The sequence below is a fragment of the Halorubrum sp. T3 genome, from assembly GCF_000296615.1.
Lineage (GTDB): Archaea > Halobacteriota > Halobacteria > Halobacteriales > Haloferacaceae > Halorubrum > Halorubrum ruber.
This window is the reverse complement of sequence record NZ_JH815329.1, coordinates 425995-452952: the sequence shown is the minus strand read 5'-3', so window position 1 is coordinate 452952 and position 26958 is coordinate 425995. Positions and strand designations below refer to the sequence as shown.

Annotated in this window: 25 protein-coding genes; 18 read left to right on the top strand and 7 right to left on the bottom strand. The window is 68.3% G+C overall.

Features of this window, described 5'->3' with window-relative positions:
• Positions 1–32 precede the first annotated feature (32 nt).
• Positions 33–641, top strand: a complete 609-nt coding sequence (gene purE / locus B378_RS0104415) for a 5-(carboxyamino)imidazole ribonucleotide mutase (protein WP_017342610.1) — start codon at positions 33–35, stop codon at positions 639–641.
• A 104-nt stretch (positions 642–745) separates the two neighbouring features.
• On the opposite strand, the gene B378_RS0104410 is transcribed toward purE, so the two are convergent.
• The gene (locus B378_RS0104410; protein WP_237738320.1) at positions 746–1006 is read right to left on the bottom strand and encodes a hypothetical protein; all 261 of its coding nucleotides are present in this window, start codon (positions 1004–1006) and stop codon (positions 746–748) included.
• Between the two features lie 426 nt (positions 1007–1432).
• Between B378_RS0104410 and B378_RS0104405 the strand changes: the two genes are divergently transcribed.
• From B378_RS0104405 to B378_RS0104350, 12 genes are all read left to right on the top strand, one after another.
• Positions 1433–1849 carry an NADH-quinone oxidoreductase subunit A gene (locus B378_RS0104405; RefSeq protein ID WP_004596397.1) on the top strand — a complete coding sequence of 139 codons (417 nt, stop codon included), beginning with the start codon at positions 1433–1435 and terminating at the stop codon, positions 1847–1849.
• Positions 1849–2547, top strand: coding sequence for an NADH-quinone oxidoreductase subunit B (locus B378_RS0104400; protein ID WP_026046177.1), 699 nt, complete (start codon positions 1849–1851; stop codon positions 2545–2547). Before B378_RS0104405 ends, B378_RS0104400 begins: the two co-directional genes overlap by 1 nt.
• Entirely contained in the window at positions 2544–4208 is a 1665-nt protein-coding gene (locus B378_RS0104395) for an NADH-quinone oxidoreductase subunit D (RefSeq protein ID WP_017342606.1), read from the top strand. The genes B378_RS0104400 and B378_RS0104395 overlap by 4 nt, the downstream gene beginning before the upstream one ends.
• The gene (locus B378_RS0104390; RefSeq protein ID WP_017342605.1) at positions 4208–5281 is read left to right on the top strand and encodes a complex I subunit 1 family protein; all 1074 of its coding nucleotides are present in this window, start codon (positions 4208–4210) and stop codon (positions 5279–5281) included. The genes B378_RS0104395 and B378_RS0104390 overlap by 1 nt, the downstream gene beginning before the upstream one ends.
• A 1-nt stretch (position 5282) precedes the next feature.
• Positions 5283–5744, top strand: a complete 462-nt coding sequence (locus B378_RS0104385) for an NADH-quinone oxidoreductase subunit I (protein ID WP_004596401.1) — start codon at positions 5283–5285, stop codon at positions 5742–5744.
• A gap of 49 nt (positions 5745–5793) precedes the next feature.
• Entirely contained in the window at positions 5794–6060 is a 267-nt protein-coding gene (locus tag B378_RS0104380) for an NADH-quinone oxidoreductase subunit J (RefSeq protein ID WP_017342604.1), read from the top strand.
• On the top strand, positions 6057–6416 hold the full coding sequence (locus tag B378_RS0104375) for a hypothetical protein (protein WP_017342603.1): 360 nt from the start codon (positions 6057–6059) through the stop codon (positions 6414–6416). The genes B378_RS0104380 and B378_RS0104375 overlap by 4 nt, the downstream gene beginning before the upstream one ends.
• A complete protein-coding gene (gene nuoK, locus B378_RS0104370; RefSeq protein ID WP_004596404.1) occupies positions 6413–6733 on the top strand; it encodes an NADH-quinone oxidoreductase subunit NuoK in 321 nt (106 codons plus the stop codon). Before B378_RS0104375 ends, nuoK begins: the two co-directional genes overlap by 4 nt.
• A 1-nt stretch (position 6734) precedes the next feature.
• Entirely contained in the window at positions 6735–8783 is a 2049-nt protein-coding gene (gene nuoL, locus B378_RS0104365) for an NADH-quinone oxidoreductase subunit L (protein WP_017342602.1), read from the top strand.
• 14 nt (positions 8784–8797) lie between these two features.
• On the top strand, positions 8798–10312 hold the full coding sequence (locus B378_RS0104360) for a NuoM family protein (RefSeq protein WP_026046176.1): 1515 nt from the start codon (positions 8798–8800) through the stop codon (positions 10310–10312).
• Positions 10305–11807 (top strand): NADH-quinone oxidoreductase subunit N, encoded by a 1503-nt coding sequence (locus tag B378_RS0104355; protein WP_044965474.1) that lies wholly within the window; start codon positions 10305–10307, stop codon positions 11805–11807. Before B378_RS0104360 ends, B378_RS0104355 begins: the two co-directional genes overlap by 8 nt.
• 138 nt (positions 11808–11945) lie before the next feature.
• Positions 11946–12242, top strand: coding sequence for a hypothetical protein (locus B378_RS0104350; protein WP_017342599.1), 297 nt, complete (start codon positions 11946–11948; stop codon positions 12240–12242).
• A 12-nt stretch (positions 12243–12254) separates the two neighbouring features.
• On the opposite strand, the gene B378_RS0104345 is transcribed toward B378_RS0104350, so the two are convergent.
• From B378_RS0104345 to B378_RS0104335, 3 genes are read right to left on the bottom strand one after another with little or no spacing between them, the layout of a single operon-like run.
• Positions 12255–12485: an H/ACA ribonucleoprotein complex subunit GAR1 gene (locus tag B378_RS0104345; protein ID WP_017342598.1), complete on the bottom strand. Its 231-nt coding sequence runs from the start codon at positions 12483–12485 to the stop codon at positions 12255–12257.
• 2 nt (positions 12486–12487) lie between these two features.
• On the bottom strand, positions 12488–12766 hold the full coding sequence (gene srp19, locus B378_RS0104340; protein WP_017342597.1) for a signal recognition particle subunit SRP19: 279 nt from the start codon (positions 12764–12766) through the stop codon (positions 12488–12490).
• A gap of 60 nt (positions 12767–12826) precedes the next feature.
• On the bottom strand, positions 12827–14713 hold the full coding sequence (locus B378_RS0104335; protein WP_017342596.1) for an ATP-binding protein: 1887 nt from the start codon (positions 14711–14713) through the stop codon (positions 12827–12829).
• A 233-nt stretch (positions 14714–14946) separates the two neighbouring features.
• On the opposite strand from B378_RS0104335, the gene alaS reads away from it, so the two are divergent.
• The 5 genes from alaS (at position 14947) to citZ (ending at position 22655) form a co-directional block, all read left to right on the top strand.
• Positions 14947–17727, top strand: a complete 2781-nt coding sequence (gene alaS, locus B378_RS0104330; RefSeq protein ID WP_017342595.1) for an alanine--tRNA ligase — start codon at positions 14947–14949, stop codon at positions 17725–17727.
• A gap of 20 nt (positions 17728–17747) precedes the next feature.
• Complete coding sequence (locus tag B378_RS0104325; protein ID WP_017342594.1) at positions 17748–18551, top strand: alpha/beta fold hydrolase; 804 nt, start codon at positions 17748–17750, stop codon at positions 18549–18551.
• 127 nt (positions 18552–18678) lie between these two features.
• Complete coding sequence (locus B378_RS0104320; protein ID WP_017342593.1) at positions 18679–19395, top strand: type 1 glutamine amidotransferase; 717 nt, start codon at positions 18679–18681, stop codon at positions 19393–19395.
• Positions 19396–19481: 86 nt separating this feature from the next.
• Positions 19482–21371, top strand: coding sequence for a PINc/VapC family ATPase (locus B378_RS0104315; RefSeq protein WP_017342592.1), 1890 nt, complete (start codon positions 19482–19484; stop codon positions 21369–21371).
• 144 nt (positions 21372–21515) lie between these two features.
• The gene (gene citZ, locus B378_RS0104310; RefSeq protein WP_017342591.1) at positions 21516–22655 is read left to right on the top strand and encodes a citrate synthase; all 1140 of its coding nucleotides are present in this window, start codon (positions 21516–21518) and stop codon (positions 22653–22655) included.
• 57 nt (positions 22656–22712) lie between these two features.
• Here the strand turns inward: citZ and B378_RS0104305 are convergent, their stop codons facing one another.
• From B378_RS0104305 to B378_RS0104295, 3 genes are all read right to left on the bottom strand, one after another.
• Positions 22713–23948, bottom strand: a complete 1236-nt coding sequence (locus tag B378_RS0104305; RefSeq protein ID WP_017342590.1) for a digeranylgeranylglycerophospholipid reductase — start codon at positions 23946–23948, stop codon at positions 22713–22715.
• A gap of 128 nt (positions 23949–24076) precedes the next feature.
• Positions 24077–24940, bottom strand: a complete 864-nt coding sequence (locus B378_RS0104300) for a 2-oxoacid:ferredoxin oxidoreductase subunit beta (protein WP_017342589.1) — start codon at positions 24938–24940, stop codon at positions 24077–24079.
• A gap of 3 nt (positions 24941–24943) precedes the next feature.
• A complete protein-coding gene (locus B378_RS0104295; protein WP_017342588.1) occupies positions 24944–26701 on the bottom strand; it encodes a 2-oxoacid:acceptor oxidoreductase subunit alpha in 1758 nt (585 codons plus the stop codon).
• Between the last annotated feature and the right edge of the window lie 257 nt (positions 26702–26958).

The following is a 26958-nucleotide window of genomic DNA, read 5'->3' as shown; positions in this document are numbered from 1 at the left end:
GTTCCTTGTAGCCCTCCGACGAACCCTCGTTTATGACCACGGTGGACGACCTGATCGACCGGCTCGAAGCGGAAGCGGCGGCGGACGCGGACCCGGCGACCACCCCGGACGTGGGGATCATTATGGGCTCGGACTCGGACCTCCCCGTCATGGAGGACGCCTACGAAGCGCTCGACGACCTCGGCTTCGCGGAGCAGACCGACTTCGACGGGGCGCCGGACGCCCGGTTCACCTACGAGAGCTACGTCGTCTCCGCGCACCGGACGCCGGAGCTGATGTACGCGTACGGGGAGACGGCGACGGACCGCGGGCTCGACGTGATCATCGCAGGGGCGGGCGGGAAGTCCGCCGACCTGCCGAACATGACCGCGTCGATCGCGTACCCGGTGCCCGTCATCGGCGTGCCGGTTCAAGAGAAGTCGGTCGACTCCGTCATCGGCATGCCGACGGGCGCGCCGATCGTCGCCGTCGACGCCGGGAAGTCGTACAACGCGGCGCTGTCGGCGGCGCAGGTGCTCGCGCGCGAACACGACGAGATCGAGGAGCGCTTAGTCGAGTTCCACGACGAGCAGAAGGCGGGCGTCGCGGACGTCTCCGCCGATCTTCACGATCTGGGTCTCGACGGGTTCCGGGATCGGTAAGGAGTGACCCGCGTGGTGGCCGCGCCCGAATACCCGGCCGTTTGTTTATAAGTAGTACCGTGTGCGGATTCGGCAGACGCTTATAAATCCCCAGTCGTTCAGCGTTACGCCGGTGACGGTAGATCGGTCAAGAACGTCTCCAAATTCCCAGCCGCTCGTTTATAAATGGTAAACCAGAGATCAACGGCGAACACCGCCAAAGCCTCAGCCGGTCGCTTATAAATGGTGAACTGGAGATCGACGGTGAACGCCGCCAAAGCCCCAGTCGCTTGTTTATAAATGGTAAACCGGAGATCAACGGCGAACACCGCCAAAGCCCCAGTCGCGAGGCCGCCGTACGCTCGCTGTGCTCCTCGCTCAGTCACTCCGTTCCCTCGCTGCGGTGCTTGCGTCGCCTACGGCGGCCTCGCGACTGCCCCTTTGAGTCCCGCCCCGCACCGCACAGCAACCGCAGCCTCACGCCTCCCCAGCCTCGTCGGGCGCGTCCTGCGGGCTCCCTCCGGTCGCCCTCGCCGCGCCCGACTCCCTCGCGCGTGCGACATCGCGCCCTGCGGGCGCTCGTCGGCACGCGCCGACCGCACCGGCGCTCATTTATAAACGAACTCCGTTCCGCGCGCCCCAAAATCGGTGCGCTTCCGTCGACTCGCCCTCCGATCCGGATCGACGGCTGCCGGTCGCTTCGCCGGTGCTTCGACCGCGAACGGGCGATATCGGCCCGCACGCACGCGGACGCACAAGACTCAACGCTTATGAGGGGGCGGTCCAAACGCCAGCACGTTACGGAGACCTATATGAGCGATTGGATAGCGATTGGCGCCTTGGCGGTCGTCGGCCTGCTCATCCCGATAGCGATGATGACAGTGTCGGCGCTGCTCCGTCCGAGCGTGCCTGAGACCGGTAAAAGTACCACCTACGAGTCCGGCGAGACCCCGACGGGCGGGACGCGGATCCGGTTCAACATCCAGTACTACATGGTCGCGCTGTTGTTCGTCGTGTTCGACATCGAGACCGTGTTGCTGTTCCCGTGGGCGGTCATCTACCGTCCGGCCGTCCAGGCCGGCGTGCCGATGGCCGACCTGCTGTGGCCGATGTTGGCGTTCGTCGGGATCCTCGCGGTCGGACTCGTCTGGGCGTGGCGGTCGGGGGCGATCAGCTGGGCTCGCAGCCCCCGCGCGACCAGCAGAAAGACGACGGAGGACATCAACTAATGAGCAGCGATCAACCGTTTATCACCGACGATTCGCAAGTCGTAACCGAGACCAGAGACGCCCGGATGACCGGGCAGGGAGACCGATTCAACTCCCGGCTCCGAGAGGCGTTCGGCTCCTCGCCGTTCATCCTCACCAAGTTCGACAAGTTCCTGAACTGGTGTCGGGGCTCCTCAATGTTTATGCTGCAGTTCGGTATCGCCTGCTGCAGCATCGAGATGATGCACACCTACGCGGTGAAACACGACCTCGACCGATTCGGGTCGGGCGTCCCCCGCGCCTCGCCGCGGCAGGCCGACGTGATGATCGTCCCCGGGACGATCGTCTCGAAGTTCGCCCCGCGGATGAAGCGCGTCTACGACCAGATGCCCGAGCCGAAGTTCGTCGTCGGCATGGGCTCGTGTACCATCTCCGGCGGCCCGTTCCAGGAGGGGTACAACGTGATCAAGGGCGCCGAGGAGGTCATCCCGATCGACATCCACGTCCCCGGCTGCCCGCCTCGTCCCGAGGCGCTCGTGTACGGCGTCGTGAAGCTTCAGGAGCGCGTCGCCAACGGCGAGGCCGCGCCCGTCACCGTCAAGCCGTACGAGTTAGAGGAGTTCTCGGACCTCGAACGCGACGAACTCGTCGACAAGCTGGCCGACGAGATCGACGACGACGAGCTCGTCATGCGGTACAACTTCGCTGATTCGCCATGAGCCTCGAACGACCAGACACCGTCGACGACGGCGCCGTCGAGCGGACGCCCGACGAGCTGGAGGCGCTGCTCGGCGACCTCGTCGTCGACCGCGACGACCACCTGAACGCCCCCGGCTTCGTCATCCGCCCGGACACCGTTCAGGAGACGCTTCGGACCCTGAAAGAGGAGGCCGGCTACGACCACCTCTCGGTCGTCTCCGCACAGGAGTACGAGAACCGCTACGAGTCGATCTACCACCTGAAGAAGTACGACGACCCCACTCAGGAGGTCAGTATCGTCGTCCCCGCCGATAAGGACGACCCCGTCTCGGAGTCGGCCGAACCCGTCTTCCGCACCGCCGACTGGCACGAGCGGGAGGCGTACGACCTGATCGGGATCGAGTACGACGACCACCCCGACCTGCGCCGGATCCTGCTGCCGGAGACCTGGCAGGGCCACCCCCTGTCGATGGACTACGACAAGGACCGGCCGCAGATCGCGACGCTGCCGGAGCACGCGAACCCGCTGGAGGACCACCACAAGGACGCCGAGTCCGACACGATGTTCCTCAACATCGGGCCGCACCACCCGGCGACCCACGGCGTCCTCCACCTGAAGACGGTCCTCGACGGCGAGCAGGTGGCCGACGTCGAGCCCGACATCGGCTACCTCCACCGCAGCGAGGAGCAGATGGCGCAGTCCGGGACGTACCGCCACCAGATCATGCCGTACCCGGACCGCTGGGACTACATCTCGGCGGGGCTGCTCAACGAGTGGGCGTACGCCCGCGCGGCCGAGGACCTCGCGGACATCGAGGTGCCGGAGTACGCGCAGGTCATCCGCACGATGGGCGCGGAGATGTGCCGGATCGCCGCGCACATGCTCGCCCTGGCGACGTTCGCGCTCGACATCAACGGCGACTTCACGGCGACGTTCATGTACGCCATCAACGACCGCGAGCGCGTCCAGAACCTCCTCGAGGATCTGACGGGCCAGCGGCTGATGTTCAACTACTTCCGGCTCGGCGGGGTCGTCTGGGACCTGCCGGAGCCCCGGGAGGAGTTCTTCTCGAAGACTCGGGACTTCCTCGACCAGCTCCCGGAGTCCGTTGAGGAGTACCACAACCTGATCACCTCGAACGAGGTGTTCCAGATGCGGACGATCGACACCGGGGTCCTCCCGCCGGAGGTCGCGAAGAACTACGGCGCGACCGGACCCGTCGCCCGCGGCTCGGGCGTCGACTACGACCTGCGCCGCGACGACCCGTACGGCTACTACGACGAGCTCGACTGGGACGTCGTCACCGAGGACGGCGGCGACAACTTCAGCCGCCTCCTCGTCCGGATGCGCGAGGTCGAGGAGTCCGCGAAGATCATCGAGCAGTGCGTCGACCTGCTCGAAGACTGGCCCGAAGACGAGCGGAACATTCAGGCGAACGTGCCGCGCACGCTGCGCCCGGACGACGACACGGAGATCTACCGCGCCGTCGAGGGCGCCAAGGGCGAGCTCGGCATCTACATCCGCGCGGACGGGACGGACAAGCCGGCCCGGTTCAAGATCCGGTCGCCGTGCTTCTCGAACCTCCAGACGCTGCCGGAGATGGCGAACGGGGAGTACATCCCCGACGTCATCGCCGCGCTCGGTAGCCTCGACGTGGTTCTCGGGGAGGTGGACCGCTGATGGGCACGGCGCCCGCGCAGCTGTTCCCCGAGTTCATCGTCGACACGCTCGGGCTCGACAGCGTCATCGGCGAGGTCGCGGCCTCGCTCGTCGCCGCCTTCGTCGTCGGCAACATCATCCTCGCGTTCACGGGCGTCGCGGGCCCGTGGGCGAAACGGAAGATTACGGCCGCGTTCACCGACCGGATCGCGGTCGACCGGATCGGCCCCTACGGACTCCTCATCATCCCGGCGGCCGCGGTCCAGCTCCTCGCGAAGGAGCTCATCATCCCCGAAGGCGTCGACCGTCCCTCGTGGGACATCGCGCCGATCCTCCTGCCGGCGTCGGCGCTTTTAGGCTTCTCCGTCATCCCGATGGGGCAGCTCGGCCCGATCAACCTCCAGCTCGCGGACCCCGAGGTCGGGTTCGCGCTGGTGTTCGCGTTCGCGTCGATCGCGTCCGTCTCGCTGGTGATGGCCGGCTACGCGTCGAACAACAAGTACTCGCTGCTCGGCGGGCTCCGCGCGGTCGCGCAGAACCTCGCGTACGAGATCCCGCTCATCGTCACGGCGATGTCGGTCGTGATCTTCGCCGGGACGCTCCAGATGAGCGGTATCGTCGGCGCGCAGACGGAGACGCTGGTGGCGATCGCCGGGGTCTCGATTCCGTCGTGGTACGCGTTCGTGAACCCGTTCGCATTCGTGCTGTTCCTCACGGCGAACATGGCGGAGATCGGGCGGAACCCGTTCGACATCCCGGAGGCGCCGACGGAGATCGTCGCGGGGTACCAGACGGAGTACTCCTCGGCGTACTTCGTCCTCTTCTACCTCGGGGAGTTCGTCCACATCTTCCTCGGCGGGGCGATCCTCGCCGTGACGTTCCTCGGTGGTGCGTCCGGTCCGGGCCCGGAGAGCATCGGCTTCATCTGGTTCGTGGTGAAGATCTGGGGCTTCTTCCTGTTCACGCAGTGGGCCCGCGCGGCGCTGCCGCGCGTCCGTATCGACCAGCTGATCGAGATCGGCTGGAAGGGAATGCTGGTGCTGTCGTTCGCGAACCTGGTGCTCACGGCCGTAATCGTGGGGGTGATCGCGTAACATGATCGGACTCATGAAATCCATGGCGACGACGATGAAACACGCGCTGGACGGGTCGACGTTCACGGTGGAATACCCGGAGGACGCGCCCGAGGTGAGCCCGCGGTTCCGCGGGGTCCACAAGTTCAGCCAGGAGCGGTGCATCTGGTGCCGCCAGTGCGAGAACGTCTGTCCGAACGACACGATCCAGATCGTTCAGGACGACCAGCGCAACGGGGAGCAGTACAACCTCCACATCGGGCAGTGCATCTACTGCCGGCTCTGCGAGGAGGTCTGCCCCGTCGACGCCATCCTGCTGACGCAGAACTTCGAGTTCACCGCCGACACGAAGGACGACTTCGTGTTCAACAAAGAACAGCTCAAGAACGTCCCGTGGTACAAGGGAATCGACCCGCTGGAGTCCCGCAACCCCGATCGCGGCGCGTGGATCGGGGAGGGCGACGGCGAGGTCGACTACCAGTAGCGGGCACGTCTCGAAATCTTCAAAGGGGTTCTCATAGGAGACAAACACAATGGTTTATGCTACCATCGCGTTCGGGCTGTTCGCCGCGGTCACGCTGGCGTTCGCCCTCGGGGTCGTCCTGGCGCGCGACGTGTTCCACGCCGCGCTGCTTCTGGGCGGAGCCCTCACGAGCGTCGCGGTGCACTACGTGATGCTGCGGGCGGAGTTCATCGCCGCCATGCAGATCCTCGTCTACGTGGGCGGGGTTCTCATCTTAGTCACGTTCGCCGTGATGCTCACGCGATCGGATTCCGAAACGGAGGTGAGTAGCGCGTGAGCAACGACGAGAGCCGCGGCTCCCGGATCGCACCCGCGATCGCCGTGGGCGGGCTGTTCGCGGTGTTGGCCGCGACGGTCAACGGGGCGACGTTCGGCTTCGAGTCGGTCGGCTTCCCGGCGGACGCTTCGATCGTCCACAACATCGGGTACGCCCTCTTCAACCTCGCCGAGTACGAGCTCGGCGCGGTGCCGTCCGAGGGGTTCCTCGCGGCCTTCCTGATCGCCGCGGTCGCGCTCGACGTCGCGGTCGACGGCGCCGTCTACCTGGCGAAGCGCGAGGAGGACGACACGGTCGTCTCCGCGCTCGGGCAGGCGTTCACCGATGGCGGACGCGACGGAGGTGACCGCCGGTGACCGCCGTCGCCGCCTCGATCCCGCCGTCGTGGTACCTGCTGCTGGCGTCGGCCGTGTTCTGTATCGGACTGTTCGGCGTCTTGACGCGGCGGAGCGCGCTCTACTTCCTCATGAGCGTCGAGCTCATGATGAACGCGGCCAACATCAACTTCGTCGCGTTCGCGCTGTACTACGGCGACCTCACGGGGCAGGTGTTCGCGCTGTTCGTCATCGCGCTCGCTGCCGCGGAGGTCGCCATCGGCATCGGCATCATACTCGTGTTATACCGCAACTTCGGCACGACAGACGTGACTGTTCCCGCGGAGATGAGGTGGTAAGATGGTGAACGCATTCGCATACGTTCCGGCGATCGTACTCTTACCGTTCTTCTCGTTCCTGGTCGCGCTCGGCGCGGGTAGGTACCTCCCGAAGGGGGGCGCCTTCGGCGGCATCGCGGCGACCGCGGGCTCGTTCCTGCTGTCGATCTGGGTCGCCGCGACCGTCGCGGGCGGGCAAGCGTACAACGAGACGCTGTACTACTGGGCGAGCGAGGGCGGCGCCGGGATCGGCCCGACGGACATCGAACTCACGTTCGGCGTCCTGATCGATCCCCTCTCGGCGCTCATGCTCGTCATCGTGACGCTCGTGGCACTGTTGGTCCACGTGTTCTCGCTCGGCTACATGAACGACGAGGGCGAGACCGGCCTGCCGCGCTACTACGCAGGGCTCGGCCTCTTCACGGCGTCGATGCTCGGCTTCGTCGTCGCCGACAACCTGCTGATGGCGTTCATGTTCTTCGAGCTGGTCGGGCTCTGCTCGTACCTGCTCATCGGCTTCCACTTCCGGGAGCCGGGCCCGCCGTCGGCCGCGAAGAAGGCGTTCCTCGTCACCCGCTTCGGGGACTACTTCTTCCTCGTCGGCGTCGTCGCAGTATTCGCCACCTTCGGCACGGCGCAGTTCGCCGGTCCGGAGTCGTTCCCGGCGCTCGCTGACGCGGCGCTCAACGGCTCCGGCTCGGTCGCGTGGACGCCCGGCGGCCTCGACCTCGGGACGTGGCTGACGGTCGTCGGCCTGCTCGTCTTGGGCGGCGTCGTCGGCAAGTCCGCGCAGTTCCCGCTTCACACGTGGCTCCCCGACGCGATGGAGGGCCCGACGCCCGTCTCCGCGCTCATCCACGCCGCGACGATGGTCGCGGCCGGCGTCTACCTCGTCGCGCGGATGTACGGCTTCTACGTGCTGACGCCGACGACGATGGCGGTCATCGCCTTTATCGGCGGCTTCACGGCCCTGTTCGCGGCGACGATGGGCGTGGTGAAAGACGAGCTGAAGCAGGTGCTCGCGTACTCCACCATCTCGCAGTACGGCTACATGATGCTCGCGCTCGGCGCGGGCGGGTACGTGGCCGCGGTCTTCCACCTCACCACCCACGCGTTCTTCAAGGCGCTGCTGTTCCTCGGCGCCGGCTCGGTCATCATCGCGATGCACCACAACGAGGACATGTGGGACATGGGCGGGCTCAAATCGCGGATGCCCGTCACCTACTACACTTTCTTGGCCGGCTCGCTCGCGCTCGCGGGCATCTTCCCGTTCGCCGGCTTCTGGTCGAAAGACGAGATCCTCTACGAGGCGCTCGTCCACGGCCTCAACGACCCGCTGCTGCTCGGCGGCTACCTGATGGGACTGCTTGCGGTGCCGGTCACCGCGTTCTACACCTTCCGGATGGTGTTCCTGACGTTCCACGGCGAGCCCCGGAGCGACACCGCCCGCGACCCCGAGTCCGTCCGCTGGAACGTGAAGGGCCCGCTGACGGTCCTCGGCTCGCTCGCGGTCGTCACCGGTCTCATCAACATGGTTCCGGTCCAGAAGGTGCTCGGACTGGAGGGGATCGACCTGCTCCACCGCTGGCTCGACAACGAGTGGGGCGGCATCGAGGGGCTCTCCTCGCACCACTACGCCGACATCGGCCCGTACAGCAGCGCGTACCTCGTCGGCGGTGAGGTCGGCACCGTCCTCGTCGGCGCGGCCGTTTCGCTCGGCCTCGCGCTGCTCGGACTCGGACTCGCCTGGCGGCTCTACAACGTGCCGTCGCCGACGGAACACACCGCCAAACTCGGCGGGATCAAAGACGTGCTGTACAACAACTACTACCTCGACGAACTGCAGGTCTGGCTCGCGTATCGGACGGAAGACGTCGCGGGCGGCGCGAACACCTTCGACCAAGGGATCATCGACGGCGTCGTGAACGGCGTCTCGTCGGTGAGCCTGACCGGCGGCGGCCGGATCCGGAAGCTCCAGTCGGGGGTCGTCTCGCAGTACGCAGCGCTGCTCACCTTCGGACTGGTCGCGCTGCTTCTTGTGCTCGGCGCGACCGGGGGGTGGTTCCTGTGATACTCGAAGCGCTCATGGCGGCCGCGTTCGTCGGCGCCTTGACGGTGTTCCTCGCGCCCGACGAGTGGGCCGGCCGGCTGGCGTTCGCGATCAGCCTGGTCCCGTTCGTCGGCAGCCTCTACCTGTGGTCCGGCTTCGAGGCCGGCGGCAACGCGCTGCTCGGCGGCGAGATCGCGTACGCGACGCAGATCGAGTGGCTCGAAGTCGGCGGTCGCAGCGTCTCGTGGTTCGTCGGGCTCGACGGGATCAGCCTCCCGCTGTTCGTGCTCACGACGTTCCTCGTGCCGCTGGCGATCCTCAGCGCGTGGACGCCCGTCGACACGCGACAGAGCCAGTTCTACGGCCTGATGCTGTTCATGGAGGCGAACCTGCTCGGCGTGTTCGCCGCGCTCGACTTCTTCCTCTGGTTCGTCTTCTGGGAGGCCGTGCTGGTCCCGATGTACTTCCTCATCGGGATCTGGGGCGGTCCGCGCCGCAAGTACGCCGCGATCAAGTTCTTCGTCTACACGAACGCGGCGTCGCTGCTGATGTTCATCGGCTTCATGAGCCTCGTGTTCGCGCTCGGCGACTCGGTGTCCTCGTTCGCCTTACCGGAAATCGCACAGGCGATCGCCGCGGGCGACCTCGGCACGTGGTTCGGCATCCCGCCGGACCGGATCGCGATGGTCGCGTTCCTCGCGATGTTCCTCGGGTTCGCGGTGAAGGTCCCGATCGTGCCGTTCCACACGTGGCTCCCGGACGCCCACGTTCAGGCGCCGACGCCCGCGTCGGTGCTCCTGGCCGGCGTCCTCCTGAAGATGGGGACGTACGCGCTGCTCCGGTTCAACTTCACGATGCTCCCGGAGCAGGCGTCGATGCTCGCGATCCCGATCGCGGCCATCGCCGTGGTTAGCGTCATCTACGGCGCAATGTTAGCGCTCGCGCAGAAGGACCTCAAGCGGATCGTCGCCTACTCCTCCGTCTCCTCGATGGGGTACGTCATCCTCGGGCTGGTCGTCTTCACCGAGTACGGGGTCGGCGGCGCGACGTTCCAGATGGTCGCGCACGGCCTCATCTCGGGGCTGATGTTCATGGCGGTCGGCGTCATCTACAACGCCACCCACACTCGGATGGTCGGCGACATGGCCGGGATGGCCGACCGGATGCCGGTCACCGTCGGCATCCTCGTTGCTGGTGCCTTCGGCTACATGGGGCTGCCGCTGATGGCCGGCTTCGCGGGCGAGTTCTTCATCTTCGTCGGCTCGCTGTCCGCGCCGGCGCTCCCGTACGCGCCGGTGTTCACGGCGCTGGCGATGTTCGGTATCGTCATCGTCGCCGGCTACCTGCTGTCGGCGATGCAGAGCACGCTGTTCGGCCCGTTCGAACTCGAGACCGATTACGAGGTCGGCCCCGCGGCGTTCCACGACGTCGCCCCGCTCGCGGTGCTGCTGGTGGCGATCATCGTGCTGGGCGTCGCGCCCGACATCTTCTTCGAGATGATCCGTGACGCTGCCGTTCCCGTGGTCGAGGGGGTGACGATCGATGGTTAACGGACTGCCCGCCGTGACGGCGCTGCTGCCGGCGCTGATCCTGGCGTTCACCGGCCTCGCGCTACTGTTGGTCGACACGGTCCGTCCGGACGCGCGGTCGAACACGTCGATGGCGGTCGTCGGGGCGTTCGGCTCGCTCGCCGCGCTGGCGGCCACCGTCTGGCTCACCGCGAGCGGCGGCGTGAGCCCGGACGGCGGCGCGGTGCTGCTGTTCGCCGACGCGATCAAGGTGGACACATTGGCGTTATTCTTCACCGCCATCTTCGCGTCGGTGACCGCGCTGGTCCTCGTCGCCGCGCACGACTACTTCCACGACCACGCCAACCCGGCGGCGTTCTACTCGCTCGTGACGTTCGCCGCGACCGGGATGGCGCTGCTCGCGGTCGCGAACTCGCTCGCGGTCGTGTTCGTCGCCCTCGAGATGGTGTCGCTGCCGTCGTACGTGCTCGTCGCGTACCTCAAGCAGGACCGCGGGAGCGTCGAGGCGGGGATGAAGTACTTCCTCGTCGGCGCGCTCTCGTCGGCGATCTTCCTGTTCGGCATCTCGCTCGTGTACGCCGCGACGGGGTCGCTCATCCTCGCCGACATCGCGTCGGCCTCGATCGAGGGGCTCGCCGGCGTCCTCGGCGTCGGCGTCGTGATGATGATCGGCGGCGTCGCGTTCAAGACGGCCTCCGTCCCGTTCCACTTCTGGGCGCCGGAGGCGTACGAGGGCGCGCCCGCGCCGGTGAGCGCGTTCCTCTCGTCGGCCTCCAAGGCCGCCGGGTTCGTCGTCGCGTTCCGCGTGTTCACCGAGGCGTTCCCGCTGGAGATGGCGGTGTCCGCGAACGTCGACTGGATGCTCGCGTTCGCCGTCCTCGCGGCCGTCACGATGACGCTCGGTAACTTCGCGGCCGCGGTCCAGGAGGAGGTCAAGCGCATGCTCGCGTACTCCTCCATCGGGCACGCCGGGTACGCGCTCATCGGCGTCGCCGCGCTCACGGTCGACGGGCCCGCCAACGGCACCGTCATGGGCGCCGCGATGGCCCACCTGCTCGTCTACGGGTTCATGAACACCGGCGCCTTCCTCTTCGTCGCGATGGCGGAGCGGTGGGGGGTCGGTCGCACCTTCGAGGACTACGCCGGGCTCGCGCGCCGCGCGCCCGTCGCCTCGACGGCGATGGCCGTGTTCATGTTCTCGCTCGCCGGGCTCCCGCCGTTCGCCGGGTTCTTCTCGAAGTACTTCCTCTTCCAAGCGGCCATCGACAACGGCTTCCTGTGGCTCGCGGGGCTCGGCGCCATAAACAGCGTCGTCTCGCTGTACTACTACAGCCGGGTCGTGAAGGCGCTGTGGCTCGACGACCCCGAGTCGTCGAGCGCGCTCGACGCGATCGACGTGCGGCCGACGGCGCTGTACGCCGCGGTTATCTTCGCGGCGGTCGCGACGGTGCTGCTCTTACCCGGTTTCGGCCCCGTCATCGAGACGGCCGAGGCGGCGGCGTCCGCGCTGTTCTGATCGGTCGCGGGATTTCGGTTTCCTTCCTTTCGACGTACTCGACGCCCGCAGCGACCGCTCCGCGCTCGCCGGGTTCCGATCCCCGAGCCGCGCGCCGCCGCCCACAGATACTCCTTCGTCCGGCCCCTCAGTGATCGCGTGTCTCGGACTCGCACCTATCGATGTCTGAACTGCCTCGATGCGACCGTCACGCGGTCGTTCGACACGTCGCACCTCTCGCGGACCTGCCCGAACTGCGGCTCGTTCGAGCGGTTCGCCAACCAGACGGTGATCGATCAGTTCGAGGCGTTGGAGGCGTCGCCGCCGGCCGAGCTCGACTGGGGGCGGCTGGAGCGACGGGAGAAGCTGGTCGTCGCCGAGCGGCTCGCGCGCACGGAGAAGACGCTTGCCGACTTCGACGTGACTGAGGCCACCGACGCGGTCGCGGCGGAGTGACGGCGGGCGACGCTACCGCGCGTACAGCTTCCCGCCGACGAGGTCGGCGAGTCCGACGCCGTCACTTGGCGTGACGGCCACGTAGGGGTGACCGGCGGGCCCGAACACGTCGACGACGCGCCCGACCGTCGAGAGCGACTCGTCGACGACGCTCGCGCCGATCCGCGGGGGATCCTCTCCGGCGTCGCCGCGGGCGATCGCGAGCCCCCCGGCGGTCCGGACGACGGTGCCGACGCGCCGCACGGTTACTCCCGGAGCACGCCGAGGTACGCGGCGATCGCCTGGACGAGGTCGTTCTTCGCGGTGTCCTCGGTGCCCTTGACGGCCACGTAGCCGCGGGGTTCGAACTCTCGGGAGTACGTCGCGTCGCGCTCGACGACGGCGTCGTAGCCGACCTGCTGGACGGCCTTCGCGATCTCGTCGACGGTCGGCGCTTCGACCGCCAGGTCCGTCGGGACGCGGCGGCCCTCCGAGCGGGACAGCTCGGCGTCGAAGTAGGCGGGGTAGACGACGTTCTCGACCATACCGGATACCCTCGCGCGCGGCGTAAGGTCGTTTCGGACCGGCGCGGGTCCGATGGCCGCTCAGCCGGTCCGGAACTCGAAGCGGGCCCCGCCGTCCGCGCCGGCGAGCGCGTGGGCGGTCCACCCGTGCGCCTCGGCGATGCGCTCGCTGATGGCGAGCCCGAGCCCCGTGCCCGACTCCTCGGTCGTGAACCCGCTGTCGAACACCCGATCGGCGTCCTCCGGGAGCCCGATCCCGTCGTCTTCGACGTAGAACCCCGGGACTTCCTCTCCGTCGTCGTCGCGGAGCGTCCCCCCTCCGACGCGGACCGAGAGCGGCTCGTCGGGTTCCGTCCGGCCGCTCGTGGAACCGTGTTCCACGCTGTTCCGGAAGACGTTTTCCAACAGCTCGCGCAGCCGCGTCCGGTTCGCCTCCAGAGTCCCGTCGGCCTCAACGGTCAGCGTCGCACCGTCGGTTTCGACGCTGCTCCACGCCTCGCGCGCGACCGCCGCCAGCGAGACGGGTTCCGTCTCGCCCACCGACCGCCCTTCCCTGGCCAGCGACAGGAGGTCCTCGACGAGCTCGTCCATCCGGTCGATCGCGGCGGCGGCCCTTTCGAGGTGGTCGACGTCGCCCGTCTCCCGCGCGAGTTCGACGTACCCCTCCGCGACCGACAGCGGGTTCCGGAGGTCGTGCGAGACGATGGAGGCGAACTCGTCGAGCCGCTCGTTCTGCCGCCGGAGCGTCTCCTCGCGCTCGCGTCGGTCGGTGACGTCGGTGTAGATGGCGTAGCCCGCCGCGTTCGCGGCGTCGAGGTGGATCGGAATGACGTGGAGAATGAAGTGGCGCGGCCCGTCAGTAGTGGTCCGCGTCACCTCCCGACGGACGTTCTCGCCGCGCTGGAGCTGCTCGTTGAGGTCGTTAGCCTCCGATTCAGCGTCGGGGGGAACGATGTAGTCGTCGATGGACTCGCCGAGCACGGTCTCGGCGTCGTAGCCGAACGTCGCCTCGAACGCCTCGTTCACCTGGCGGACGATCGGCTCGCCGTCGACGTAGTCGTAGGCGATGGCGGGGTCGGGAACGTTCGTGAACAGCGCGAGCAGCCGGTCCCGCTCGGCCCTGAGCGTCTCGGTGACGTCGATCCGATCGAGGGTCTCCTCGAGGTGGGAGGCGAGCAGCTCCGCGAGCCGGCGGTCGGCGTCGTCGAACTCGGCGCCGCTGCCGGTCGCGTCCGCCGCGAGCTGGAAGACGACGTCGTCGCCCACGGGGACGGTGAGCACCGTGTCGAACCGGCTCTCCGGGTTCGGGTTCGGCGCGATGGAGGCGTCGCCGGTCTGGACGGCCCTGCCGGCCACGCCGCTCCCGACGCGGACGCGGTTACAGTCCTCGACGGGCGTCCCGCTGGAGGCGACCACAGGTTCGACCCACTCCCCGTCGCGGACCGCGACCACGCCCTGATATCCGGGAAACACCTGCTCGGCGACCGCGATGGTCGCCCGGTACGCCTCGTCGACCGACCTGACGGCGGCGAGCTCCGCCATCCCGGCGTTGAGCTGTTCGATCCGCGAGGGGGTCCGGGCCGGTTTCGACCGGACGACCGACCGGCGGTCGCGGGCGAGCAGCCACGACACCGTCTCCGAGAGCGCCTCGGGCGTGCCCGCGACCGCGTCCACGAGCGGGTCGGTCGCGACGCGGCCCGTCGGGTCGTCGACGTACGCGACCACGGCGCCGACGCGGTCGACCGGCCGGACCCGTTCGAGTCCCGCCTCGCCGCCGACGACCGTCACGTCGGCCCCGGCGAGGCGGGAGTCGTCGACGCCGTCCGGGGCGGCGGCGTGCGTCTCGACCGCATCGCCGTCGTCGGAGTCGCGGCGCTCGGCGCCGAGGTGGGACCCGAGCTCGCCGGCGAACTCGGGGTCGTCGTCGAGCACGAGGACCGAGGCGTGCTCGCCCAACACGGAAGTCACAATTGTACGTGATAGGTCCCGCGGAGCGTATAAATCTTCGTACCGGTCGGCGAATCCCGGTGCCGTCGTCCGTTTCTGGTCGATCGCGTCCCTCCCGGCCGCCTGCGCGACCGGGCGCTATCGCTCCGACCGAGGATCCCCTGCCGAGCCCGTCTCGCGGCGGCGAGCGGCGCCGTCGCGGCCGACGAGCGACCCCGGAACCCTTTTGGAGCAACACGGGCCACGTTCGTGTAATGAGCGATCTCGAAGCGGAGTACCGTCTCGACTACTTCGAGGAGGAGGGGTTCGAGCGCAAGGAATGCACCTCCTGCGGCGCGCACTTCTGGACCCGCGACGCGGAGCGAGAACTGTGCGGCGAGCCGCCCTGCGAGGACTACAGCTTCATCGACGACCCGGGCTTCCCGGAGGCCCACTCGCTGTCGGAGATGCGCGAGGCGTTCCTCTCCTTCTTCGAAGACCACGGCCACGAGCGGATCGATCCGTACCCGGTCGCCGCGAACCGCTGGCGCGACGACGTCCTCCTGACGCAGGCGTCGATCTACGACTTCCAGCCGCTCGTCACCTCGGGACGGACGCCGCCGCCGGCGAACCCGCTGACCATCTCACAGCCCTGTATCCGGATGCAGGACATCGACAACGTCGGCAAGACGGGCCGCCACACGATGGCGTTCGAGATGATGGCCCACCACGCGTTCAACACACGCGAGGAGGTCGACGAGGACGAGTACGCCTACCACGGCGAAGTGTACTGGAAAGACGAGACGGTACAGTACTGCGACGAGCTGTTCGAGTCGCTCGGCGCGGACCTTGAGGAGATCACCTACATCGAGGACCCGTGGGTCGGCGGCGGCAACGCCGGCCCCGCCATCGAGGTCATCTACAAGGGCGCCGAGCTGGCGACGCTCGTCTTCATGTGTATGGAGCAGGACCCCGACGGCGACTACGAGATGAAGGACGGGAACACGTACTCGTTCATGGACACGTACATCGTCGACACCGGGTACGGGCTCGAACGGTGGACCTGGATGAGCCAAGGGACCGCGACGGTGTACGAGGCGATCTACCCCGACGCCATCGAGTTCCTCAAGGAGAACGCCGGGATCGAACACACCGAGGCGGAACGCGAGATCGTCCACCGCGCCGCGAAGCTCTCCGGCCGGCTCGACATCGACGACGTCGACGACGTGGAGGCCGCCCGCGGCGACATCGCCGACCGGCTCGACGTGGACGTGGACCGCCTGCGCGAGCTAGTGGAGCCGCTCGAATCGATCTACGCGATCGCCGACCACTCGCGGACGCTCGCGTACATGTTCGGCGACGAGATCGTCCCGTCGAACGTCGGCACGGGCTACCTCGCCCGGATGGTGTTACGGCGGATGAAGCGGCTCGTCGACGAGGTGGGCGTCGACGCCCCGCTCGACGAACTGGTCGACATGCAGGCCGATCGGCTCGGCTACGAGAACCGCGACACGATCCGCGAAATCGTCCGCAGCGAGGAGCGGAAGTACGAGCGGACCTTAGAGCGCGGCGCCCGCAAGGTCGAGCAGCTCGCCGACGAGTACGCCGGCACCGGCGAGCCGATCCCGACCGAGGAGCTCTTAGAGCTGTACGACTCCCACGGGATCCAGCCCGACATGGTCGCCGACATCGCCGACGAGCGCGGCGCGGCCGTCGACGTGCCCGACGACTTCTACGCGCTCGTCGCCGACCGGCACGAGGAGGGCGACGCCGCGGCGGCGGCCGACGAGCGCGACGAGCGGCTGGCCGACCTCCCCGAAACGGAGAAGCTGTTCTACGACGACCAGGGGCGCACGGAGTTCGAGGCGGTCGTCCTCGACGTGATCGACGCCGAGGAGGGGTACGACGTCGTGTTGGACCAGACGATGTTCTACCCCGAGGGCGGCGGGCAGCCGGCCGACAGGGGCCAGCTCACGGTCGGCGAGACGACCGTCGACGTCACCGACGTTCAGGAGGCCGACGGCGTCGTCCTCCACCGCACGGACGCCGACCCCGGGAAAGGCGAGTTCGTCAAGGGGCAGGTCGACGGCGACCGCCGCGAGCGGCTCCGCGCGCACCACACCGCGACCCACCTGATCGGCCACGCCGCCCGCGAGGTGCTCGGCGACCACGTCCGGCAGGCGGGCGCCCAGAAGGGGACCGACTCCGCGCGGCTCGACGTGCGCCACTTCGAGCGCATCACCCGCGAAGACGTGAAGGCCATCGAGCGCGTCGCCAACGAGCTCGTTCGCGACGACGTGCCCGTCCGTCAGGAGTGGCCCGACCGCAACGAGGCGGAGGCGGAACACGGCTTCGACCTGTATCAGGGCGGCGTCCCGCCGGGAACGAACGTCCGGCTGATCCACGTCGGCGACGCCGACGTCCAGGCCTGCGCGGGCACCCACGTCGACCGGACCGGCGAGATCGGCGCCGTGAAGGTGCTGAAGACGGAGCCGGTTCAGGACGGCGTCGAGCGCATCGCCTTCGCCGCGGGTGCCGCGGCCGTCGAGGCGACCCAGCGCACCGAGGACGCGCTGTACGACGCGGCCGACGTGTTAGACGTCGACCCGCTCGACGTGCCCGAGACGGCCGAGCGCTTCTTCGAGGAGTGGAAGGCGCGGGGCAAGGAGATCGAGTCGCTCAAGGAGGAGCTGGCGGCCGCGCGCGCCTCCGGCGGCGCCGACGCCGAGGAGGTCGAGGTCGCCGGGACGACCGCGGTGATCCAGCGGCTCGACGGCGACGCCGACGAGCTGCGCGCGACCGCGAACGCCCACGTCGACGACGGGAAGGTGGCGGTGATCGGCAGCGGCGCCGACGGCTCCGCGAGCTTCGTCGTCGGCGTCCCCGACGGGGTCGACGTGAACGCCGGGCAGGTCGTCTCCGAGCTCGCCGGGCGCGTGGGCGGCGGCGGCGGCGGTCCGCCGGACTTCGCCCAGGGCGGCGGCCCGGACGTCGACGCGCTCGACGACGCGCTCGACGCGGCGCCGGACGTCCTTCGCAGCCTTCAGGAGGCCTAGTCCTCCCCCTCAAGTTCCATATGCCCTACGCGACCAACGCCGGCACCGAGATCCGGTACGAGGTAGACGCCCCCGACGCCGGCGACCCAAACGAGGCGGTCATCTTCTGCGGCGACGTCGGGCTCGGCGCCTGGCAGTTCGGCTGGCAGCACGCCGCGCTGGCCGGGCCGCACACGGTTATCACGCCGGAGACGCGCGGTGTCGGTCGGTCAGACGCGCCGCCGGACCCCTACGGGATCGAGGCGCTCGCGGCCGATCTCGACGCGGTCTGCGCGGCCGAAGGGATCCGAAACGCTCATTTCGTCGGGTACGGCCTCGGCGGGATGGTCGCCCTCACCGCCGCGCTGACTTCTTCGCGGCCGGCGAGCGTCGCCGTGGTGGGAACGCCCCCCGCAGGCGACGCGTACAACCCCGACGGCGTCTGGGCCGATCCGAGCGACCCGGCCGCGGTCGAGGGGTCGCTGAACGGGCTGCTCTCGCCCGACTTCCGCGAGGCGCACCCGGACGCGCTCTCGCGGATCGCGGAGTGGCGCCTCGCGGAGGACGCCGGCCGCGAGGCGTACGAGGCGCACCGCGCCGCGGTCGAGGGGTTCGACCTGACCGACGGACTGTTCGAGGTGACGACGCCGGCCCTCGTCGTCCACGGGAGCGACGACACGGTCTGTCCGGTCACGGCCGGCGAGACGCTCGCGGAGGGGCTCCCGCGCGGCGAGTTCCACGCGGTCGAGGGCGCCCGGCACCTCGTCGGGGTCGAGGCGTCGGCGGCGGTCAACGACCTGCTCACGGGCTGGCTCGCCGAACACGCGACCGACCGGTTCGAGTAGGCCCGGCGTGGCTCTGACGCGCGAACGCCGCGGTCAGAACGACGCGGTTCGAGCGGCGCCCCCGCGTCGTCGGCCGACGCCTCCGGCGCCGCAACCGTTTTGTGACTCTCGGCTCTCCGTTCGGTCGATGACTCGTCTCCGGTTCGCCCTGTTGAACGCCGCCCACGACGGCGCGAACACCCGTCGGAACTTCCGCCGGGAGCTCGACGCCGACCTCGTCGAGTTCGACGCGGTCGACGGCGACCTCCCCGACCACACCGAGTTCGACGGCGTCGTCGTGACGGGATCGCGCTCGTCGGTCTACTGGGACGAGGCGTGGATCCCGCCGCTCGTCGACTACGTCGCCGAGGCCGCCGAGGCCGGCTGTCCCGTTCTCGGCGTCTGTTACGGCCACCAGGTGCTCGCAGAGGCGCTCGGCGGCCGCGTCGCGGGGATGGACGGGTTCGAGATCGGCTACAACGAGATCCGCCGCGTCCGCGACGACCCGCTGTTCGAGGGGATCGACGAGTCGTTCACCGCCTTCACGACCCACGGCGACGCGGTCGTTGAGCTCCCGCCGTCGGCGACGCTGCTCGCCGAGAACGACCGCGGCGTCCACGCGTTCCGCGACGGCCACTGCTGGGGCGTCCAGTTCCACCCCGAGTACGACGTCGAGACCGCCCGCGAGGTGACGGACGGGAAGCGCGAGCAGATCGGCGACGCCCGCGTGGACGGCGTCCTCGAATCGATCACGCCGGCGGCGTACGACGCCGCCTGCGAGGCGAAGGCGCTGTTCGAGAACTTCACCGCCTACGCCGCGCGGCTGGCGGGCGAGCGGTCGGAGCGGGCGGCCGCGGACGACTGAGCAAGGAGTCAGAGCGAGCGGACGGCCCCCGCGGTCGAGCGCCCCCGGTCGAACACCCTTATACGGTTCCCGGACCGATCCTCGGTATGAACGTAGTACCGGACACGAGCGCGGTCGTCGACGGCCGCGTGTCCGAACGCGTCGCGGACGGGACCTACGAGTCGGTCACCGTGTTCGTCCCCGAGGCGGTCGTGGGCGAGCTGGAGTCGCAGGCGAACGACGGGCTCGAATCCGGCTGGGACGGGCTGAGCGAGCTGAAGCGGCTCGCCGACTTCGCCGACGAAGGGAGAATCGAGCTGCGGTACGTCGGCGAGCGCGCCAGCGGCGACGCCCGCTCGAACGCCCACGAGGGCGACGTGGACGCGCTGATCCGCGATCTGGCCGCCGACCACGACGCGACCCTCCTCTCCAGCGACGTGGTTCAGGCAGAGGTCGCCCGCGCGAAGGGGCTCGACGTCGAGTACGTCGAGCCGGTCGCCCGCGGCGTCGTTGACGAGCTCCCGATTCAGGACTTTTTCACCGACGAGACGATGTCGGTCCACCTCAAGACCGGCACCGTTCCGAAGGCGAAGCGCGGGACCCTCGGCGAGATGCGCTACGTCGAGATCGCGGACGAGGAGACCGACGAGGAGCAGATGCGCGAGTGGGCCAACTCGATCGTCGACCTCGCCCGCCAGTCGAACGAGGGGTTCATCGAGCTCTCCGACGACGGGATGGACATCGTCCAGTTCCGGAACTACCGGATCGCGGTGGCCCGGCCGCCGTTCGCGGACGGCATCGAGATCACCGCGGTCAGACCGATCGCGAAGACGACTCTCGACGACTACGAGTTCGCCGACGAGCTTCGCGACCGGTTCACGGAGCGCAAGCGCGGCGTGCTCATCTCCGGATCCCCCGGCGCCGGCAAGTCGACGTTCGCGCAGGCGGTCGCGGAGTTCCTCAACGACAGCGACTACGCGGTGAAGACGATGGAGAAGCCGCGTGACCTCCAGGTCGGGCCGGAGATCACGCAGTACGGCGCGCTCGGCGGCGAGATGGAGAACACCGCCGACTCCCTCCTCCTCGTTCGGCCCGACTACACCATCTACGACGAGGTCCGGAAGACGAACGACTTCGAGGTGTTCTCGGACATGCGGATGGCCGGCGTCGGGATGGTCGGCGTCGTCCACGCCTCCCGCGCGATCGACGCGCTCCAGCGGCTCGTCGGCCGCGTCGAGCTCGGAATGATCCCCCAGATCGTCGACACCGTCGTCTACATCGAGGCCGGCGAGGTCCACACCGTCTACGACGTGACCACGGAGGTGAAGGTGCCCGCCGGGCTCACCGCCGAGGACCTCGCCCGCCCGGTCATCCAGGTGTCGAACTTCGAGACCGGCCGACCGGAGTACGAGATCTACACGTTCAACCGCCAGGTCGTCACCGTCCCGCTCGACGAGAACGGCGGCGAGGCCGAAAGCGAGTCCGGCGTCGGCCGCATCGCGAAAAAGGAGATCGAGCGCGAGATCAAGTCGGTTGCGCACGGGCGCGTCGACGTGACGCTCAACGGCGACGACGAAGCGGTCGTCTACGTCACCGAGGGCGACATCGGCACGGTGATCGGGAAGGGCGGTGGCCGCATCGCCGACATCGAGAACCGGCTCGGGATCGACATCGACGTCCGCACGCACGACGAGAAGCCCGGTGGGTCGGGGTCGGCCGCCTCGGGCGGCGCCGCCGAGAACGGCCGCGGCGACGGACAGGTCGGCGCCGAGCGCGGCACGGTGGTCGCCCCGGAGATCACCTCGCGGCACGTCGTCATCGACGTCGACGACGGCGTCGGCGAGACCGTCGAGGTGCGCGCCGACGGCGAGTACCTCTTCACCGCCACCGTCGGCCGCGGCGGCGAGGTCCAGGTCTCCCGCGGCTCCGCCATCGCCGAGGAGTTAGAGGACGCGATCGACCGGAACCGGACGGTGACGGTCGTTCCGGCGCGGTAAGCGAGGCCGGCGGCGGCCAGCTCCGCTGGACCGACGTTTCCGAACCCTGTCACGTCGTCGGACGACGCGGCGGGGTACCACGATCGTCGTAACCTATCCCTCCTGAAAGATAACGCTTTTTTGACGGCCTTGACAACTCGGGGTATGGCAGATGAGTTAAAACGCGGGCTCGAGGGCGTCCTCGTCGCGGAGTCGGATCTGAGCTACGTCGACGGCGAGGTCGGGAAGCTCGTGTATCGCGGGTACGACATCGAGGACCTCGCGCGCGGCGCGAGCTACGAGGAGGTGCTGTACCTGCTGTGGCACGGTTCCCTACCCACCGCCGTGGAGCTCGACTCGTTCGCCGCCGACCTCGCGGCGGAGCGCGAGGTGGACGACGACGTGATCGAGACGGTCCGCGCGCTCGCGGACGCCGGCGAGCGGCCGATGGCCGCGCTCCGGACCGCGACGTCGATGCTGTCGGCGTACGACGACGAGGAGAGCGACGACGACGGGTCCGCCCTCCGACAGGGCCGCCGGATCACCGCGAAGATCCCGACGGTCCTCGCCGCGTTCGAGCGCGTCCGCCAAGGCGAGGAGCCGGTCGCCCCCGACCCGGAGCTCTCGCACGCCGGGAACTTCCTCTACATGCTTACCGGGACCGAGCCGGACGCCGTGAGCGAGGAGACGTTCGACATGGCGCTGACGCTCCACGCCGACCATGGGCTCAACGCCTCCACGTTCACCGCGATGGTCATCGGCTCGACGATGGCCGACATCTACTCCGGCGTCACGGGGGGTATCGGCGCCCTCTCCGGCCCCCTCCACGGCGGCGCAAACCAGGACGTGATGGAGGTTCTCCACGAGATCGACGCCTCCTCGAAGGACCCCGTCGAGTGGGTGAAACACCGGCAGGACGACGGCGGGCGCATCCCCGGGTTCGGCCACCGCGTCTACAAGGTGAAGGACCCCCGCGCGAAGATCCTCGAAGAGAAGCTCCGCGACCTCTCGGAGTCGTCCGGTGACACGAAGTGGCTCGACTACACCACCGCCATCGAGGAGTACCTCACCGATCAGGGGCTCGTCGAGAAGGGGATCGCGCCGAACGTCGACTTCTACTCCGGCTCCGTCTACGACTCGCTCGGTATCCCGGTCGACATGTACACGCCCATCTTCGCGATGAGCCGCGTCGGCGGCTGGATCGCCCACGTCGCCGAGTATCAGGAGGACAACCGCCTCATCCGCCCGCGCGCCCGGTACACCGGTCCCGAGGACGCCGAGTTCGTCCCCGTCGACGAGCGGTAGGCGACGCGTTCCCCGTTCCGTTTCTCTCCAGGTCGTCGTCGTTCCCCAGCCGCGGCCTCAGACCCCGAACCGCTCGCGGGCGTACTTCGCGAGCAGCGGGACGTCGTCGAGGTGGAGCAGCCGGGCCATCCCCGCCTTCTCGCCGCGGTTCGCCTTCGCCAAGATGTCGTCGTCGGTCTTCTGGAGGTCGCGCATCAACCGGTCGTACCGCTCGTTAGGCGCGAGGTACAGCAGCTCCGTGAGCGCCAGCCGCGACTCCGCGCGCGGCGCCACGTCGCGGTGCCACAGCGTCTCGTACACCGCGAGGCTCTCCGCGTCGATGCGCCGCTCCGAGTCGGTGAGACAGCGGTCGACGGTCGCCGCGGCGGCGCGGGCGGACTTCATCCCCTTGTGGATCCCCTCGCCCCACAGCGGGTCGATCGAGGGGACCGTATCGCCGATCGCGATGAACCGGTCCGTGTGCATCTGTCCCGGGCGCTGGATGTGCGCCGAGCCGCGGTGGACCTTCTCGTCGATCTGTTCGGCGTCGGCGAACCGCGGGTCGCGGCTCACCCAGTCGTCGAGGTAGCCGTCGACGGTCTTGCCCGCCTCGGCGAACTCGCGGTGGCGGTCGTTCTGGATGTAACAGAGGCCGACCTTCGCGGTGTCCTCGCCGGTGGCGAAGATCCACGAGTAGCCGCCGGGCGCGATGTTGTGGTCCAAGCGCAGCATCATCGCGCGCCGGAGGTCCGCGTACTCGGGATGGTTCATCTCGACGCCCTCCATCTCGTACTCGATGCCGATTGCCTGATTTTCGCGTTCAAGGTCGACGACGTCGAGCGCGCTCGCGAGCGGCGCGGCCGGCCCGGTGGCGTCGATCACGACGTCGGCGTACACCTCCTCGTCGCCGTTGTACCGAACCCCTTCGATGACCCCGTCGTCGTCGAGGATCGGTCGCGAGACGCGCGCGTCGAAGCGGTACTCCGCGCCGTTGTCGCGGCCGTCCTCGACGAGGAACCGCTTGAACTCCGCGAACTCCAGCACCGCTCCCGGCTGGTAGCTCTCGTAGTACTCGTTTGGCGACTCCAACACGACGTCGTCGGTGTACGACATCACGACGTCGTCGGGGATCCCGAAGGAGGACATCATCGACGGGAACGTGCCCGCCGTCGACTTGTTGCTCTGTCGCGGGAACTCGTCTTCCGACTCCGTCTCCAAGACGACGACGTCGTAGTCGCGCGTCGCCAGGTCGCGGGCGCACTGCGCGCCCGCCGGACCGGCCCCGGCGACAGCGACGTCGTAGCGATCAACCATACACGGAAGTTACGGACCCACCTAATTAGGCTTGCTGAAACTCCCCGAAAAATCCGCGCGAACCCGCCCGTTCGGCCGGTTTTGGCCGTCGAGCGAGGTCGGAATCGCCCCCGCTTCGTCCGGCGGTCTCAGTAGAACTCGCGGACGAGGTCGGTCGCGCTCTCGGGAGCGCCGTCCGGGATGACCGACATGTCCTCGTCGACGCCGTGCTGCTCGTGGTACGGCACCGACGACTCGTCTTTGTAGATGACGCCCTGGTGTTCCTTCTCGTTGTCGAGGATGACGTCCTTCGCGTCCTCGCGGGAGGTCGGGTCGTGCTCTTCCTCCTTCAGGTCGACCAGCGAGTCGCGGAAGTAGTCGTACGTGTCGACGTCGTTGAAGGTGACGCACGGCGAGTAGACGTTGACGAAGCCGAACCCGTCGTGCTCGATCGCCTCCTGAATTATCTCCTGGTGGCGGAGCGCGTCCGAGGAGAACGACTGCGCGATGAACGTCGCGCCCGAGGCGAGCGCCAGCGCGTGCGGGTTCACCGGGGGCTGCTTCGGCCCCTCGGGGCTCGTCGACGTCTCGAAGTCCTCGCGGGAGGTCGGGGAGGCCTGTCCCTTCGTCAGCCCGTAGATGCGGTTGTCCATCACGACGTACGTCATGTCGACGTTGCGCCGGACGGCGTGGACGAAGTGGCCCGCGCCGATGGAGTAGCCGTCGCCGTCGCCGCCGGCGACCATCACTTCGATGTCAGGCCGCGCCATCTTGACGCCGGTCCCGACGGGGAGCGCGCGCCCGTGAACGCCGTGGAGCGCGTAGCTGTGCATGTACGTGCCGATCTTGCCGGAACAGCCGATGCCGGCGACGACGAAGGTGTTGTCGGGGTCGTTCCCCGTCTCCGCGAGCGCCTTCATCATCCCGTTCATCGTCCCGAAGTCGCCGCATCCCGGGCACCACGTCGGCTGCTTGTCGGACTTGAAGTCGGTGAATCGAATCTCTGAGCTCATTGGTTACGCCTCCACCCCCTCCGCGAGGGTCGACTTGATTTCCGCTGCGAGTTCGTCGGCCTTGAACCGCACGCCGTTGTACTTGTTCACGCGGTCGACCCGTTCGAGCACGTCGTGCTCGACGAGGTCCGCGAACTGCCCCCGCTCGTTACACTCGACGACGACCGTCGTCTCGGCCGCCTCGACGTCCGCCGAGAGGTCCGGTCGCGGGAAGATGTACGGGACCGAGAGGACCCGCACGTCCTGCCCCTCCTCGTCGAGGATCTCGACCGCCTCTGCGAGCGCGCCCTCGTTCGACCCCCACGTGATGACGAGGTCGTCGGCGTCTTCATCGCCGAACTCGCGCGGGCTCCAGTCCTCGCGCTCGCGGGCCGTCTCCACCTTCCGGTTGCGCTTGTCGACCTGCGCGACGCGCATGTCGGTGTCCTCCGTCCGGCGGCCCTGCTCGTCGTGTTCGAGGCCGGTGGACATGTGCGCGCCGTCGGCGGTGCCGGGGAACGCCCGCGGCGAGATCCCGTCGTCGGTGATCTCGTGGGGCTGGAAGCCGCCCGACTCGCTCATGTGGTCGTCGATCGTCGTCTCGTCGACGACGTTGCCGCGGTCGACCTCCACCTCGTCCATGTCGAAGGTCTCCGGGGAGAACGTCTGCTCGGTGACCGCCATCGAGAGGTCGGCGGTGAGGTAGACGGGGAGCTGGTACTTCTCGGCGAGGTTGAACGCCTCGACCGTCTTCCAGAAGCACTCGTCGATCGTCGTCGGCGCGAGGACGAACCGCGGCACCTCGCCGTGGCCGCCGTACAGCATCTGGTTTAAGTCGCCCTGCTCCTGTTTCGTCGGCATCCCCGTCGAGGGGCCCGAGCGCATCACGTTACAGATGACGAGCGGCGTCTCCGAGGTGGCGATGAGTCCGAACGTCTCGGTCATCAGGTCGATCCCCGGCCCGGAGGTCGCCGTCATCGCGCGGGCGCCGCCGCGGGCCGCGCCCAGCGCCATGTTGATCGCGGACAGCTCGTCTTCCGCCTGGACGACGTGGCCGCCGTACCGCTCGATGCGCCCGGTGAGGTACGTCATCACGTCGGTCGCGGGCGTGATCGGGTAGCCGGCGTAGAAGCGGCAGCCGGCCGCGATGGCGCCCATGCCGATGGCCTCGTCGCCGTTGAGGAGGACGTAGTCCTCGTCGGTGGTCTCGAGGTCGTAGTCGAACTCGTGGTCGTACTCGTCGGCGACGTACGACTGCCCGGCGCGCGCGGCCTCCTTGTTGTTGTCGACGAGCTTCTGCCCTTTGTCCTTGAACCGCTTTTCGAGGGCGGAGTCGAGGTTCTCGATGGGGAACTCCGCCACCTCGCAGGCGGCGCCGAGCGCGACGACGTTCCGCATGATCGCTCCGCCGGCCTCCTCGGCCAGGCTCTTGAGCGGCACGTCGAGCCCGATCATCTCCTCGGGGATCTCGACGTCTTGCATCGTGGTCCGCTCGCCGTCGTAGATGATCACCGACCCCTCGTGGAGCTCGTCGAGGTTCTCCTCGATCGTCCGGGGGGTCAACGCGATGAGCACGTCGAGTCGGTCAACGACGCTCTGTACCTTGTCGACGGAGGTCCGCACCTTGTAGGCGGTGTACCCGCCTCGGATCCGCGATGCGAAGTCCTTCGACGTGAACACGTGCCGACCCGCGCGGGAAAGCGCCTGTGCGAAGATCTTCCCCGTCGAGTCGATGCCGTCGCCGGCCTCTCCGCCGACAGCCCAGTTGAAATCCGCGGCCATGTGCTATGGGCAAGGTTCCGGCGGACTCATCAAAAGGCTTCTGGAAGGAGCCACCGAGGTGTTTCTGGACGAACGTGTTCGCTCTCGCGAATATTGTCGCCACTGGGCGCTGTATAAGAATATAGTCGGGAGATAATTGAACATACATCCACCGAATCCATCACGATCGACCCCTCGCGTCGGACCCGTTTTCGACGATCATCGAATATTCTCGGCCGGGAACGGCCCTCCCAGACGCGTCGGCGAGATCGAGCGTG